The sequence below is a fragment of the Sedimentitalea arenosa genome (assembly GCF_016428585.1).
Lineage (GTDB): Bacteria > Pseudomonadota > Alphaproteobacteria > Rhodobacterales > Rhodobacteraceae > Sedimentitalea > Sedimentitalea arenosa.
Window position 1 is genome coordinate 13979 of record NZ_JAELVR010000011.1, and the last position, 13868, is coordinate 27846.

Sequence of the window (13868 nt, forward strand, 5' to 3'; positions counted from 1 at the left end):
GGTATCACCTTTCGAATTTCTCACCGGTCAAGACTGCCGTCGGGCCCCGGCAGCTTGCCCATACGAGACAGCGTCTGAGGATCAATTCATGGCCACCGTCCCGACTGGCGGCCTCCCGATCCTTGGAACACGCCTTGGAAAACGCCTGCTGAAAGGCCCTTTCCAAGACAGGTTCGGCTGGACCCGGATTTCTCCGGGCCCAGCCAAATTCATTGGGTGGGAGATCCCACCGGCAGGCTTACGCCAGCTCGACCTCGGCGCCGGCTGCTTCCAGCTTGGCCTTGACTTCCTCGGCTTCGTCCTTCGAGACGCCTTCCTTGATCTTGCCACCGGCTTCGACCAGGTCCTTGGCTTCCTTCAGGCCCAGACCGGTGATTCCGCGCACTTCCTTGATCACGTTGATCTTGGATGCGCCGGCGTTCTTCAGAACGACGTCGAATTCGGTCTTTTCCTCTTCGGCAGCGCCACCGGCGTCGCCTGCGGGACCGGCCATCATGACAGCGCCGCCAGCAGCGGGCTCGATGCCGTATTCGTCCTTGAGGATGGTTTTCAGTTCTTGTGCTTCAAGCAGGGTCAGACCAACGATCTCTTCTGCCAGTTTCTTCAGATCAGCCATTTTATCAGCTCTTTCCGTTTACAGTTCGTGTGTTCCAACGACGCGTGTTCGATCACGTGCCGGACGTTACGTTGCTCAGGCGGCCGCCTTGTCCTCGATGGTGGACAAGATGGACGCGATGTTGCTTGCAGGGGCGCCAATGGCTCCGGCGATGTTGCTTGCAGGTGCGCCGATGCAACCCACGATCGAAGCGATAAGCTCCTCGCGCGACGGCATCTTCGACACGGCTTCGACACCGGCCCGGTCCAACGCGTTCTCACCCATCGCACCGCCAAGAATCTCAAACTTCTTGTTTTCCTTGGCGAAATCCTCGGCCACCTTGGCTGCTGCCACGGGGTCCTCGGAATAGGTCAGAACCGTCATGCCCGTCAGGAGCGACGTGATCGATTCACACGGCTTTCCCTCGAGGGCGATCTTGGCGAGCCTGTTCTTGGCAACACGCACGGACCCGCCTGCTTCGCGTGCACGCGCACGCAGGTCCTGCATCTCGGCAACTGTCAGTCCGACGTAGTGGGCAACCACGACGACGCCAGAGCTTTCAAAGATCTGGCCGAGTTCCTCGACCACTTTCTCTTTCTGGGCTCTATCCACAGTTTCACTCCAATTAGGGAGGTGTGACCCTCCGGCTCAGTTCTGCCGGGACGAAGAGCCCCGACAATCGGGTCCTTACGGGTCCTGCGCATCGCCTCGGGCGCCCTGCGGCGATCCGAAGAAATTCTGTCATTTCCCGTCTCAGGCAGGAATTATGGGCAAGGAGCCGACCCACCGTCTCGGACGAACGCCAGAGCGCCCCCGAATCATGAGGGCGCTCGACAGAGGCGTAGTTATGCCGCCCGGCCGCGAATGTGAAGGGGGGAATACGCCTTTTGCACAGCGCCCGGTCACAACCCCGTCATTGGGACATGGCAGGCCACGACCCATTGGCGAGGCAATCCAATCTGGCAAATGGAACCAAGCCTGCAACCGCTCTGAGGTAGCCCTGCCTGCGGGCCAGGTTGCGGTCTGGTCGCACCCAAAACAGGAATGGAAAAAGCGCGTCGCAGCAGCGACGCGCTTTTCGGTTCTATCATGGGGCCGTTCGTGCTGGCCCTGCGTCACTCGCTGGCGGCGGCGCCCACATCGATGGTCACGCCAGGACCCATGGTCGAACTGATCGCGATCTTCTTGAGGTAGGTGCCTTTGGCGCCCGCCGGCTTTGCCTTGGCCACTGCGCCAATGAACGCCTTGACGTTCTCGACCAGCTTGGCCTCGTCGAACGACGCCTTGCCAACGCCGGCGTGAACGACGCCGCCCTTTTCGGCCTTGAACTGGACCTGCCCACCCTTGGCGGCCTCGACGGCTTCCTTGATGTCCATGGTCACCGTGCCGACCTTGGGGTTCGGCATCAGGTTGCGCGGACCCAGAACCTTGCCCAGACGGCCGACGATCGGCATCATATCCGGCGTGGCAATGCAGCGATCGAACTCGATCTTGCCGCTCTGGACGGTTTCCATCAGATCTTCGGCCCCGACGATGTCGGCCCCGGCCTTCTCGGCCTCCTCGGCCTTGGCGCCACGGGCAAAGACGGCGACGCGCACGGTCTTGCCGGTGCCGTTGGGCAGGCCGACGACACCGCGGACCATCTGGTCCGCGTGGCGCGGATCGACGCCCAGGTTCATCGCGAGCTCGACGGTCTCGTCGAATTTGGCGCTGGCGCTGCTCTTGACGAGGGCAACGGCCTCTTCGATCGTCAGGTCGTTCTTGCCTGCAAAGGCTTCACGCGCGGCGCGGGTGCGTTTTCCGAGTTTTGCCATCTTACTTCACCTCGATGCCCATGGAGCGGGCAGAGCCCAAAATGATCTGCATCGCGCCTTCGATGTCATTGGCGTTCAGATCCTTCATCTTGGCTTCCGCAATCTCGCGCACCTGCGCGACGGTCACGGTGCCGACGATTTCACGGCTCGGCGTTTTCGCGCCGGACTTCAGCTTGGCCGCCTTCTTTAGGAAGTAGGACGCCGGCGGCGTCTTGATGTCCATGGTGAAGGACTTGTCCTGATAGTAGGTGATCACGGTCGGGCACGGCGCGCCCGGCTCCATGTCCGCGGTCTTGGCGTTGAACGCCTTGCAAAATTCCATGATATTGATGCCGCGCTGACCCAGCGCGGGCCCGACGGGCGGGGACGGGTTCGCCTGCCCGGCAGGCACTTGCAGCTTCATGCTGCCAACGAGTTTCTTGGCCATCGGCCCTCTCCTTTTGCAGAACCGGAGGAACGCGTTCTTCCGGCAGGGTGTCCCGTGGTCCGGTGCCGACACGCGTGCCTGCCGCCTCCCACGTCTTTGTATCGCAGTCCCTGCGATCGGCGCTGACTACAGCAATGTCCCGGGCTTGACAAGGGCGTGGTGCATGCCCCGCGCCGTCCCGATCAGCCTTGCTTGGTCACCTGAGTGAATTCCAGCTCGACCGGTGTTTCGCGTCCAAAGATCGACACCGACACCTTCAGGCGCTGGTTGTCTTCGTCGATCTCTTCGATCATGCCGTCGAAATCCTCGAACGGGCCGTCGTTGACCTTCACCTTCTCGCCGATCTCGTAGTGGATCAGGGTGCGCGGGGCTTCTTCGCCTTCCTGCACGCGGTTCATGATCACGTTGACCTCGGCATCGCGCATCGGCATCGGGCGGCCCTGCGGACCGAGAAATCCGGTGACACGGTTGATCGAGTTGATCAGGTGATAGCCTTGGTCGCTCATTTCCATGTGGACGAGCACATAACCGGGCATGAAGCGGCGTTCGGTCGTGACCTTCTTGCCCCGGCGCACTTCTATGACTTCCTCGGTCGGAACAAGCACTTCGTCGATCTGATCCTCAAGCCCCTGCTCGGCGACCGAGGCGCGAATCTGCTCCGCGATCTTCTTTTCGAAATTCGAAAGAACGCTGACCGAATACCACCGTTTCGCCATGAGTCCTGCTGTCCTTGTCTTGCCGCGCCGTCGCATGCCGCGCGGCGAAAACTGATGATTGCGCAATCGGATGTTCCGCTGCGACCCGGAACGAAAAGCGGCGCGCAACACGAATCGCCGCACGCCAGCCCCCGGGGGTTGCGGGTCACCTACCGCCCAAATCCTCGTTTTGCAAGCAGGCCTGCCCGGATTTTCGGCGGTGCAGGGAAACCACTGGTTTCATCCGTTAAATGCGATTTCCTGACGATCGGCCCGCGCCTGCGCGCAGGAGAAGCCAGCAATCATCGTTTCGCGGCGACGATGGTCTTTCGTTCCCTGCCCACCGCATAGCGATGGGTCGCGCTCGCCCGCTCTCGAGGCGGGCGCGCCGCATGTCAAAGACACGTCTTACCTGAGAATAGGACTCAGCCGAAGAATCCGAGGATGGCGTTCAGACCGCCGCGGATCAGGATATCCACCAGCGCGAAGAAAGCCGCGGTCAGGGCCGCCATGATGAAAACCATCACCGTGGTCAGGAACACCTCGCGGCGGGTCGGCCAGACGACCTTGGCCACTTCGGCGCGGACCTGCTGGATGAACTGGATCGGGTTGACGGTAGCCATGGAACGGACACTTTCTGCTAGCGGATGCAAGGCACATAAAGGGGCGGCGCGGCGAAATCAAGGCAGGGCCTGCGCCGCTCCGTCTGCCGTCATGTGTGCCGACACGGAAGGAGGGTGTTCTGGCAGGGGCTGAGGGACTCGAACCCACGACCCTCGGTTTTGGAGACCGATGCTCTACCAACTGAGCTAAACCCCTAGGCCGCGCTTTTCCTATGCCAGAGGGCGCGAGGGGGCAAGAGGTAATTCGGGGCGCGGGCGGCATCGCGGAGCAAAAGGCGGTAGCGGGCGAAATTTGTCGTCGCGCCGCATTCCAGCGCGCAGGCGGATTGCGTATGAAAGGGGCGAAACAACAGGAGCCGCGCCCGTGAGCCTGCGCAAGAAGATCGCCGACAGTCCATGGTTCAACGACTCTCTGGAGGGGGCGTTCGCCGCCTATATCCGATTTGCCCATCGCACATCCCGTTGGGAGCGGACAGGGTTCGAACCGATGGACGAGGCGGTGCGCGCGGGCGAACCTGTCATCATGGCCCTGTGGCACCAGCGGCTGATGATGGCGCCGTTCATGTTCGACACGACCTTGGGACCGATCTGTTCGCTGACCTCTTCGGCACGGGCCGGCAGCGCAGTCGGGCGGCTGCTGGGCCGGTTCGGGTTCGACACCGTCCCGATGTCGAGCCACAAGCGCCACGTGGCGCTGTCGCGCGCGGTTCTGGGCAAGATGCGCGACGGCATTTCCATCGGCATCGCGACCGATGGGCCGCGCGGGCCGGCACGCATCGCCTCGACCGTGCCGCTGGTCTGGGCGCGCGCCTCGGGCAAGCGCATTTTCGTGGTGAGTTACGCTGCGCGCCGTCAGATCACGTTTCCGACTTGGGACCGGCTGACCCTGCCCGCGCCCTACACGCGAGGTGTGCTGATGTGCAAGGAGTGGACCGAGCACGTGCCGCGCAAGGCCAGCGAGGAGGAACTCGAAGCGCTGCGGCTGAAACTGGAGGCCGCGTTGAATGAGATCACGGACGCTACCGATCGGGCGGTCGGGCGCAAGCCGTCCGCCGCACCGAACCGGCCCCGCGAATGAACATCGCTCGGACTCGGTCTCGACCTGATCCAGAAAATTCAGTCCAGAAGACTCGTCCCTCAGGGCCAACCCACGGGTCATGGAGACGAAGGTCCCTATCCCGGCAATCCATATGGCGTGAGGACTCTGCCATTGAGATGACCGGAGCCGCGATGCAAGCGCAGCATCGAATGCACGATTCACTCGCTTTCGGCCAGCAGTCCGCCGTGCCGGTGGATGACATGTCGGCAGTCACCGTAGCCGATTGTCAGGAAAAGGTCAGGAGCTTCTAGCTCATGGCGCCGTCAGCACGCAGACGCCGTCGCGTGCGGTCAACTTGCCACCCTTCAGGACCAGCTTGCGCGGCGCGCGGGTCACAACCGCCTCGGTCAAGGTCTCGCCCTCGACCAGCACCGCGTCGGCCTTGCAGCCGGGCGCGAGGCCATAGTCTGCAAGTTCCATGATCGCCGCCCCGCCGAAGGTGCAGATGTCGAGCGCCATTTCGACTTCATCATCGCGGCGCAGGTTGTTGCGCTGCCCGACATACATCGCCCGTTCCAGCATGTCGCCGTTGCCATAGGGCCCCCAGGTATCGCGGAACCCGTCCGAGCCCGCCCCGGTGAGAATGCCGAGCGCCCGCAGTTCCATGACCGCCGGCACCGGGGCGGAGGACGGCGCGGTGGTGATGATGTGGATGCGCGCTTCGGCCAGTTGCGCCTGCAGGTCGCCCACATAGGCGCGATCGGTCGCACCGAGGCAGAAGGCATGGCTGATCGTGACCTTGCCCTGCATCCCGAGCGCGACCGTGCGGGCGATGATCTCCTCCGTCGAGAACCCGCCCAGAGCGTCGCGCTCGTGGAGGTGGATATCGATCGGCTTGCCGTGCTTTTCGGCGAGGCCGAAGATCGCATCAAGGTGCGCGCGCGGATCGCGGTCGATTCCGCAAGGATCGAGCCCGCCCACGATGTCTGCGCCCAATGACAGCGCTTCATCCATTTTCTCGACCGTGCCGGGACGGATGATCATGCCCGATTGCGGAAACGCCACGATCTCTATGTCGACATAACCGGCCAGCTTCTCACGCGTGGCCAGGACGCCCTCGACCCCGGCCAGCCCGTGATGCGTGTCGATATCCACATGGCTGCGGATATGGGTGGTGCCGTAGCCGATGGATTGGATCGATTGGCGTTCCGACTGGATGCGGGGATCCAGTCCCAGAGACACCTTGACCTCGCGTTCGTTGGTGATCTTGTCGATCAAGCGCGGACCAACCTCGTTGCGATACCAAGGCAGGCCGAGCAGCGACTTGTCCAGATGGGTGTGCGCCTCGACGAGTCCCGGGATCAGGATGCGGCCACCGCAATCGACAGGTTCGGCGTTCGGCGGGGCGGTTTCGGCAAAACGACCGTTCACAACGGCGAGGTCGGTCGCGGGCTGGCCCATCGGGCGGACATTCTTCAGGAGCAGGTTTGTCATTTCAATCATCCTTGTTCGGAGTTGTTGCATGGCACAGCCAGTCACGGACAGCCAGTCACGGATTGCGATGACACACAGCGCGACCAGACAAAGATGGACCGCCGGAAAGACGATGATCCAACACCGGGCCGAAAAAGGTAACCGTTGCCGACATGGATCGGAATGATCCGTGAGGGCTGGTCCGCTCTTGTCTATGTTGGCCATGTCCGCTTCCAGCCCAGACTGCGGCGTCGCGCAGCAGCGGGGCGACCGCGGCACCGACCAAACGGCTCTCTGGATATCTCGCGGTCGGCCGGATGGTGAGCGAAGACTACTGCATGACGTGCGAGATCCTTGAGCGGTCGATACCAAGGGTAGCGGAGGTAACGACGCGCGGGGCCGCGGCACAGACCGTCCTGAGCGGCCGTAGCCAGCCCCCTGCCCCAACATTCCCACGACCATCGCCCTACAGCCTGCCAGGCATCCGACATCACCGATTCCCTGCAACCGTGAACCGACGCCACGCCCACTGTCGCCGCCGAAAAATCGGGCATGTCGCGCGGCTTTTCCTGACGCTTTTCGGGAGCTTACGGACAGGCACCCACGAAAGCCTTGTTTTTATTGCGGAACGCGGCGAACGTTACCCTACGTAAACAAAATAAAGATGCTGCTTTTCTCACATGGAGGTATTCAAAATGAATTTCAGGACCTGGGTCGGAGCGGCCCTGTGCGCCGCAGGACTGGCCGCGGGGGCCGGATCGGCGACCGCGCAAACCGCCGGCGGCACACTTGTCTACATCGTTCAGCCGGAGCCGCCGTCACTGGCCTCCTTCCTGTCGACCTCGGGGCCGATCGGCCTGGTGGCACCCAAGATCTATGACGGGCTTTTCGACTATGACAACGACCTGAACATCGTTCCCGCGCTTGCCGAAAGCTACGAAGTCAGCGACGACGGCAAGACCGTTACGTTCAAGCTGCGCGAGGGCGTGACCTGGCATGACGGCGCGCCGTTCACCTCGGCGGATGTGCAGTTCACCGTGATGGAGGTGCTCAAGAAGGTGCACCCGCGCGGCCCCAACTCCTTCCGAGAAGTGATGTCGATCGACACCCCCGACGACTACACCGCCGTCTTCAACCTCGAAAACCCTGCACCCTACATGCTGCGCGCCTTGTCGGGATACGAAAGCCCGATCGTGCCCAAGCACCTGCTGGAGGGCCAGGACCCTAGAAACTCGGACCTCGCGACCAATCCCGTCGGCACCGGCGCCTACAAGTTCACCGAATGGCGCAAAGGCCAGTATGTGCGGCTCGACAAGAACGAGAACTACTGGAAGGACGGCCTGCCCTATCTCGACCGGATCGTGGGCCGGTTCATTCCCGACGCCTCGACCCGCACTGCCGCGATGGAGAACAGCGAAGTCATGTATGGCGCCTACGGGGCGATCCCCAATATCGACGCCGTGCGCCTGCGTGACATGGACGGGTTCTCGGTCACGACCGACGGCTATTCGATGATCAACCCGATGGCGCTGATCGAGTTCAACACCAAGGAGTCGCCCTTCGACCAGGCCGCGATCCGGCAGGCCGTGTCCCTGGCCATCGACCGCGAATTCCTGATCGAGAACATCTGGTTCGGCTATGGCAAACCGGCGACGTCGGCGCTGTCGACCAACTTCTCGGCGACCGGACTCTACAAGGCGGGGCTGCCGAATTATCCGGCGAATGCCGATGTGGACGCGGCGATCAAGGTTCTGGAGGACGCGGGTATCACTGCGGATGGCGATGGGGTCCGGGCGCGCGCGGTGCTCGACCTTATCCCATATGGCGAGGATTGGCGCCGGGCCGGCGAGTACATGAAACAGGCGCTGGCGCCCATCGGGATCGAACTGGATCTGCGCTATGAGGATGTGCCGACATGGCTCAAGCGGGTCTACGCGGATTATGATTTCCAGATCAACGTGAACTACTTCTACCAGTTGCCCGACCCGGTGCTGGGCGTTCATCGCCACTACGGCTCCGACCAGATCCGCCAGGGCACGCATTTCGTGAACTCGTCGCGCTATTCCAATCCCGAGCTCGACGCCCTGCTGGCGGCCGGGGCGCAGGAAGCGGACGCGGCAAAGCGCTCCGAGATATATGGCCAGATACAGGAGATCCTGGCCGAGGACATGCCGGTGGTGAACCTGTTCGAGATGCAGTTCCTGACCGTCTACAACGACAAGCTGAAGGATCACGCGACCTCGGCGCTGGGGGCCTATGGCCCGTTCGAGCGCGTCTGGATCGAAGAGTGATCTGATACCGATGGTCCCGGCCCGAACCGGGCCGGGACCGATCTTGGGGGACTGGTAGAGTGTCACATTTCGCACGCCGTATGCGGTATGTCGTGAAGCGGCTGCTTCAGGCCATTCCGATCGTACTTGCGATCATCATTCTGAATTTCTTTCTGCTGCAATTGGCGGAAGGCGACGCGGTGGACGTGTTGGCGGGCGAGGCCGGCTCGGCAACACCGGAATACATGGCGGAACTGCGCGCCAAGTTTGGTCTCGACAAGCCGCTGCCCGTGCAACTGGCGATTTACCTGAAGAACGTGATGGTGCTGGACCTTGGCTATTCTTTCCGTCACGAGATGCCGGTGAGCGAGCTGATCTTCGACCGGCTGTTTGCTACCGTCCTGCTGATGACCTCGACGATCCTCCTGGCCGTTGGGTTCGGCGTCCTGCTGGGCCTTGTCGCAGCGATGGGGCTGAACACCTGGCGCGACACGGCGATTTCGATCTTCGCCCTGATCACCTACGCCACGCCGCTGTTCTGGGTCGGGTTGATGCTGATCGTGGTGTTTTCCCTGAACCTTGGGTGGTTCCCGACCTCGGGCATGGAGAACTTCGCCATGTTTTACGAGGGCTGGGACCGGGTGAAGGACATCGCCCATCACCTCGTGCTGCCGACGATCACGCTGTCGCTGTTCTACCTCGCGCTCTACACGCGGCTGATGCGCGCCTCGATGCTGGAGCAGGCCGGGCAGGATTACGTCACCACCGCCCGCGCGAAGGGCGTGACGGAAAACCGCATCATGTTCGTGCATGTCCTGCGCAACGCCTTGTTGCCCGTCGTCACGATGGCCGGCGTGCAGGTCGGGGCGTTGATCGGTGGCTCGGTGATCGTGGAATCGGTCTTTGCCTGGCCCGGTCTCGGGATGCTGGCCTTCGAAGCGCTGTTCTCGCGCGATCTGAACCTGCTGCTGGGCATCTTCTTTCTGTCGGCGTTGCTGGTGGTCGCCGTCAACCTGGTCGTCGATATCGTCTATTCGTCGCTCGACCCGCGGATCGAGGTGGACTGACCGATGGCATTCTGGAAACTTTTTGCGCGCAACAGGGGCGCTGTCATCGGGCTGGTAATCTTGGTATTGATCACGGTGATGGCCGCGACCGCCGGCCTGTTCTTTCCGCAGGATCCGTTCAGCCTGGCCGGGCAACCGATGTCGCCACCGGGCGAAAACGGCTTCCTGCTGGGCAGCGACAGCCTGGGCCGCGACGTGGCGGCGGGGATCGCCCACGGCGCCAAGACCTCGCTGCTGATCGGGTTGCTTGCGACGCTGGTCGCGGTCTTCGTCGGAATCGTGATGGGCGCGCTCGCCGGCTACTACGGCGGTTTCATCGACAACCTGCTGATGCGCCTGACCGAGATGTTCCAGACCATCCCCTCCTTCATCTTCGCCATCCTGCTGGTCGCGATCATGAAGCCCTCGATCGAAAGCATCGTCATCGCCATCGCCGTGGTCTCGTGGCCCGCCGTCGCGCGGCTGGTCAGGGGAGAATTCTTGTCATTGCGCAACCGCGAATTCGTGCAGGCATGCCATACGCTCGGCATGTCGGATCTGCGCATCATGCTGGGCGAGATCCTGCCCAACTGCCTGTCGCCGGTGATTGTCATCGGCTCGCTGATGGTGGCGACGGCGATCCTGATCGAGAGCGGCCTGGCCTTCCTCGGCCTGGGCGATCCCAACATCATGAGCTGGGGCTTCCAGATCGGGGCCGGGCGCACCCTGCTGCGGTCGGCCTGGTGGGTCTGCACCTTCCCCGGCATCGCGATCCTGTTGACCGTGCTCGCGATCAACCTGGTCGGCGAAGGCATGAACGACGCGCTGAACCCGCGTCTGAGGGAGCGCTCATGACCCGCCTTCTGGACATCACCGATCTGCATGTCGCCCTGCCGCCGGAGAGCCAGCGGCCCTATGCGGTGGAGGCGATGAACCTGCACCTGGAGGAAAACGAGATCCTCTGCGTCGTCGGTGAAAGCGGCTCGGGCAAATCACTGACCGCGCGCGCGGTCATGGGACTCTTGCCAAAACCGCGGGTGCGAATCGCGCAAGGCAGCGTCCTGTTCCAGGGCGAGGACCTGGCCCAGGCCAGCGAGGAGCGCCTGCGGGCGATCCGAGGCTCGGAAATCTCGATGATCTTCCAGGAGCCGATGACGGCACTGAACCCGGTGATGACCATCGGCGTCCAGATCGACGAGGTGTTCCGTTTTCACGACAGGATGCCCGGCAAGGAACGGCGCCGGCGGGCGCTGAAGTTGTTGCAGGACGTTCAGTTGCCCGACCCCGAGCAGACGCTCAAGGCCTACCCACACGAGTTGTCCGGTGGCCAGCGGCAACGCGCCATGATCGCGATGGCACTCGCGCTCGACCCGAAGATCCTGATCGCGGACGAGCCGACAACCGCACTTGACGTGACCACGCAGGCTCAGGTTCTGAAGCTGATCAAGGAGATGCAGGCCAGTCATGGCACCGGCGTGCTGTTCATCACCCATGATTTCGGGGTCGTGGCCGACATCGCCGACCGGGTCTGCGTGATGCAGAACGGGCTGGTGGTCGAAACCGGCACCACCGACCAGGTGCTGCGACGCCCGAGCCACCCCTACACCAAGGCACTGATCGGAGCGGTGCCAGATCTCGTGCCGCGCCCCGCCAGAGCGCGATCGTCGGAAACCGTGCTGCGAGTCCGTCATCTGGAGAAGACCTACCGCAGCGGTGGCGGATTGTTCGGCGGCAAGGAACGCGTGGTTCACGCGGCGAATGACGTGACGATCGACCTGGCGCGCGGCGAGACGCTCGGCATCGTCGGCGAAAGCGGCTCGGGCAAGTCGACCGTGGCGCGCTGCATCGTGCGGCTGAACGATGCCGAGGCCGGCGAGATCCTGCTGGGCGACACAGATCTCAGGCCTCTGGGACGCGCGGCGATGCGACCACACCGCGCACGCATCCAGATGGTTTTCCAGGACCCCTTCGCCTCGCTGAACCCGCGCACGCGGATCGGCAAGATCATCGCGCAGGGGCCAATGATGTATGGCGCCAGCGCCGAAGCGGCCCGTGCCAGGACACTGGAGTTGCTCGACATCGTGGGACTGGATGCGCGGGCCTATGATCGGTTCCCACACGAGTTCTCGGGCGGTCAACGCCAGCGGATCGGAATCGCCCGCGCCCTGGCCCTGGAACCCGAGATTCTGGTGGCGGACGAGCCTGTGTCCGCACTCGATGTGTCGATCCAGGCGCAGATCCTCAAGCTTCTGGACGAGATCCGTGACCGCATGAACCTGTCGATGATCTTCATCACCCATGACCTGCGGGTCGCGGCGCAGGTCTGCGACCGGATCGCGGTGATGCAGCGGGGCCAGGTGATCGAGGTCGGCCCGACCGCCGAGCTTTTTGCCAACCCGACTGCGAGCTACACGCGCGAGCTGCTGTCCGCCGTGCCCGGCAAGGATTGGTTCTCCGAGCCTGCAATCTCGTCCGAGACACCCTGAATGGACGTTCTGACCGACGCGCAATACCCGTCGCTCTGCGCGCTTGCCGATGCCTATGCCGAGGGACGGCTGCGCCCGTCACAGGTCGTGCGGGCGCATCTCGACAGGATCGAACGGCTGGAACCGGCGATCGGCGCCTTCCAGGCCATCTATGCCGAAGATGCGATGCGGCAGGCCGAGGCCGCCGACCGCATGATCGACGCGGGCAACCGGCTCGGCCCGTTTCATGGCATTCCCTTCGGGCTCAAGGATATCTGTGACGTCGAAGGTCGCGTGACCACCGGCGGATGCCAGGCGCTGAGCACGCGCGTCTCGCCCGAAACCGGCACACTGGTGCATCGGCTGCTGGCAGCAGGCGGCATCCTGCTGGGCAAGACACGGACGGTGGAATGCGCCCTAGGTGGCTGGGGCACCAACCAGCACATGGGTACACCGCGCAACCCCTGGGACAAGGCGCGGCATCGCGTGCCCGGCGGATCCTCCTCGGGAACGGCGGCCAGCACGGCCTGCGGGATGGCGGTCTGCGGTGTCGGCACCGACACCGGCGGATCGGTGCGCCTGCCGGCCGCCTTTTGCGGGTTGGTCGGACTCAAGGTGACGGAGGGACGCCTGCCGACAGACGGAATCCTGCCCCTGTCGCACACGCTGGACACGCCCGGCCCGCTGGCGCGCTCGGTCGAGGACGCGCTGGTGATGTTCCGGGTGATGGACGGGGCGGAAGGCTGGGCGATCGAGCGCGAACGCCGCGCCGGCAGCGGCGTCTTCGCGGACCTGCGCAGAGATGTCATCGGGTTGCGGCTGGGCGTGCTGGACGCCGCCGAGCGGGCGTGTTGCTCGGCGGATGTGCGCACAGCCTATGACGCGGCGCTTGACCGGCTGCGCTCCGGCGGCGCCGAACTGGTCCCCTTTTCCGCCGCCGCACCGTATGCCGACCTCGCCGCCGCCTGCGGGCAGCTGATCGCGGCGGAAGGGTACTTTCATCACGGAGCGCTCTATGACCGACCCGATCTGCCGATGGACGAGCACGTGCGTGCCCGGATGCTGGCCGGTCGCGACGTGACCGCTGCCGACTACATGGCGAGCCTGCGGGACCGGTTGGCGGGACGGGACGACCATCTCGACCGGATGGAGGGGCTCGACGCCGTGCTGACACCCACGGTCACCACCACTGCACCACCGCTCGACAGCGTGGATGAGGCCGTCTCGCCCGCCCATTTCACGCGTCACGTCAACTATTTCGGTCTGTGTGCACTGTCCGTGCCTTCGGGTCTGTCGACCGATGGCCTGCCGACCGGACTGCAGGTGATCGCCCGCCCCCATGAGGAAGCGATGGCCCTGCGCATCGGCGCCGCCTACGAAAGAGTTCGCGGGCCGATGCCGCTGCCCGCGTTCGCCTGATC

The 13868-nt window shown here is 63.6% G+C and carries 14 protein-coding genes and 1 tRNA gene; 7 read left to right on the forward strand and 8 right to left on the reverse strand.

Annotation, left to right across the window (positions count from 1 at the left end; translation table 11 throughout):
- Positions 1 to 238: 238 nt before the first annotated feature.
- The 5 genes from rplL to nusG all read right to left on the reverse strand — a co-directional run bounded on the left by rplL (position 239) and on the right by nusG (position 3552).
- A complete protein-coding gene (rplL, locus tag JF290_RS15460; protein WP_199025799.1) occupies positions 239 to 616 on the reverse strand; it encodes a 50S ribosomal protein L7/L12 in 378 nt (125 codons plus the stop codon).
- 75 nt (positions 617 to 691) lie between these two features.
- Positions 692 to 1207 carry a 50S ribosomal protein L10 gene (gene rplJ, locus JF290_RS15465; RefSeq protein ID WP_199025800.1) on the reverse strand — a complete coding sequence of 172 codons (516 nt, stop codon included), beginning with the start codon at positions 1205 to 1207 and terminating at the stop codon, positions 692 to 694.
- Between the two features lie 503 nt (positions 1208 to 1710).
- Entirely contained in the window at positions 1711 to 2409 is a 699-nt protein-coding gene (gene rplA, locus JF290_RS15470; protein WP_199025801.1) for a 50S ribosomal protein L1, read from the reverse strand.
- 1 nt (position 2410) lies between these two features.
- Positions 2411 to 2836, reverse strand: coding sequence for a 50S ribosomal protein L11 (gene rplK, locus JF290_RS15475; protein WP_199025802.1), 426 nt, complete (start codon positions 2834 to 2836; stop codon positions 2411 to 2413).
- Between the two features lie 182 nt (positions 2837 to 3018).
- On the reverse strand, positions 3019 to 3552 hold the full coding sequence (gene nusG, locus JF290_RS15480) for a transcription termination/antitermination protein NusG (RefSeq protein WP_199025803.1): 534 nt from the start codon (positions 3550 to 3552) through the stop codon (positions 3019 to 3021).
- A 54-nt stretch (positions 3553 to 3606) separates the two neighbouring features.
- Here nusG and JF290_RS19615 point away from each other — a divergent pair, with 54 nt between their 5' ends.
- Positions 3607 to 3882, forward strand: a complete 276-nt coding sequence (locus JF290_RS19615; protein ID WP_233155447.1) for a hypothetical protein — start codon at positions 3607 to 3609, stop codon at positions 3880 to 3882.
- A 74-nt stretch (positions 3883 to 3956) separates the two neighbouring features.
- Here JF290_RS19615 and secE read toward each other — a convergent pair whose 3' ends face one another.
- Together secE and JF290_RS15490 are read right to left on the reverse strand one after the other, a co-directional pair.
- Positions 3957 to 4154, reverse strand: a complete 198-nt coding sequence (gene secE, locus JF290_RS15485) for a preprotein translocase subunit SecE (protein WP_199025804.1) — start codon at positions 4152 to 4154, stop codon at positions 3957 to 3959.
- A 120-nt stretch (positions 4155 to 4274) separates the two neighbouring features.
- Positions 4275 to 4350: transfer RNA gene (locus tag JF290_RS15490), tRNA-Trp, on the reverse strand.
- A 168-nt stretch (positions 4351 to 4518) separates the two neighbouring features.
- On the opposite strand from JF290_RS15490, the gene JF290_RS15495 reads away from it, so the two are divergent.
- Positions 4519 to 5232, forward strand: coding sequence for a DUF374 domain-containing protein (locus JF290_RS15495; RefSeq protein WP_199025805.1), 714 nt, complete (start codon positions 4519 to 4521; stop codon positions 5230 to 5232).
- 273 nt (positions 5233 to 5505) lie between these two features.
- On the opposite strand, the gene JF290_RS15500 is transcribed toward JF290_RS15495, so the two are convergent.
- Complete coding sequence (locus JF290_RS15500; protein ID WP_199025806.1) at positions 5506 to 6687, reverse strand: amidohydrolase family protein; 1182 nt, start codon at positions 6685 to 6687, stop codon at positions 5506 to 5508.
- A gap of 674 nt (positions 6688 to 7361) precedes the next feature.
- Between JF290_RS15500 and JF290_RS15505 the strand changes: the two genes are divergently transcribed.
- The 5 genes from JF290_RS15505 (at position 7362) to JF290_RS15525 (ending at position 13866) form a co-directional block, all read left to right on the forward strand.
- Entirely contained in the window at positions 7362 to 8957 is a 1596-nt protein-coding gene (locus tag JF290_RS15505; RefSeq protein WP_199025807.1) for an ABC transporter substrate-binding protein, read from the forward strand.
- 80 nt (positions 8958 to 9037) lie between these two features.
- On the forward strand, positions 9038 to 10003 hold the full coding sequence (locus JF290_RS15510; protein ID WP_199025808.1) for an ABC transporter permease: 966 nt from the start codon (positions 9038 to 9040) through the stop codon (positions 10001 to 10003).
- A 3-nt stretch (positions 10004 to 10006) separates the two neighbouring features.
- Positions 10007 to 10837, forward strand: a complete 831-nt coding sequence (locus tag JF290_RS15515) for an ABC transporter permease (RefSeq protein WP_199025809.1) — start codon at positions 10007 to 10009, stop codon at positions 10835 to 10837.
- Positions 10834 to 12468 carry an ABC transporter ATP-binding protein gene (locus JF290_RS15520; RefSeq protein WP_199025810.1) on the forward strand — a complete coding sequence of 545 codons (1635 nt, stop codon included), beginning with the start codon at positions 10834 to 10836 and terminating at the stop codon, positions 12466 to 12468. Before JF290_RS15515 ends, JF290_RS15520 begins: the two co-directional genes overlap by 4 nt.
- Positions 12469 to 13866: an amidase gene (locus JF290_RS15525; protein WP_199025811.1), complete on the forward strand. Its 1398-nt coding sequence runs from the start codon at positions 12469 to 12471 to the stop codon at positions 13864 to 13866. It abuts the gene before it with no gap.
- Positions 13867 to 13868: the final 2 nt, after the last annotated feature.

Bases quoted from the DNA above. Each gene is read 5' to 3' on its own strand.
- rplA (WP_199025801.1), bottom strand. From the start codon at position 2,409: ATGGCAAAACTCGGAAAACGCACCCGCGCCGCGCGTGAAGCCTTTGCA.
- rplK (WP_199025802.1), bottom strand. From the start codon at position 2,836: ATGGCCAAGAAACTCGTTGGCAGCATGAAGCTGCAAGTGCCTGCCGGG.
- JF290_RS15500 (WP_199025806.1), bottom strand. From the start codon at position 6,687: ATGACAAACCTGCTCCTGAAGAATGTCCGCCCGATGGGCCAGCCCGCG.
- JF290_RS15515 (WP_199025809.1), top strand. From the start codon at position 10,007: ATGGCATTCTGGAAACTTTTTGCGCGCAACAGGGGCGCTGTCATCGGG.
- JF290_RS15505 (WP_199025807.1), top strand. From the start codon at position 7,362: ATGAATTTCAGGACCTGGGTCGGAGCGGCCCTGTGCGCCGCAGGACTG.
- JF290_RS19615 (WP_233155447.1), top strand. From the start codon at position 3,607: ATGATTGCGCAATCGGATGTTCCGCTGCGACCCGGAACGAAAAGCGGC.
- rplL (WP_199025799.1), bottom strand. From the start codon at position 616: ATGGCTGATCTGAAGAAACTGGCAGAAGAGATCGTTGGTCTGACCCTG.
- JF290_RS15525 (WP_199025811.1), top strand. From the start codon at position 12,469: ATGGACGTTCTGACCGACGCGCAATACCCGTCGCTCTGCGCGCTTGCC.
- nusG (WP_199025803.1), bottom strand. From the start codon at position 3,552: ATGGCGAAACGGTGGTATTCGGTCAGCGTTCTTTCGAATTTCGAAAAG.
- secE (WP_199025804.1), bottom strand. From the start codon at position 4,154: ATGGCTACCGTCAACCCGATCCAGTTCATCCAGCAGGTCCGCGCCGAA.
- JF290_RS15510 (WP_199025808.1), top strand. From the start codon at position 9,038: ATGCGGTATGTCGTGAAGCGGCTGCTTCAGGCCATTCCGATCGTACTT.
- JF290_RS15520 (WP_199025810.1), top strand. From the start codon at position 10,834: ATGACCCGCCTTCTGGACATCACCGATCTGCATGTCGCCCTGCCGCCG.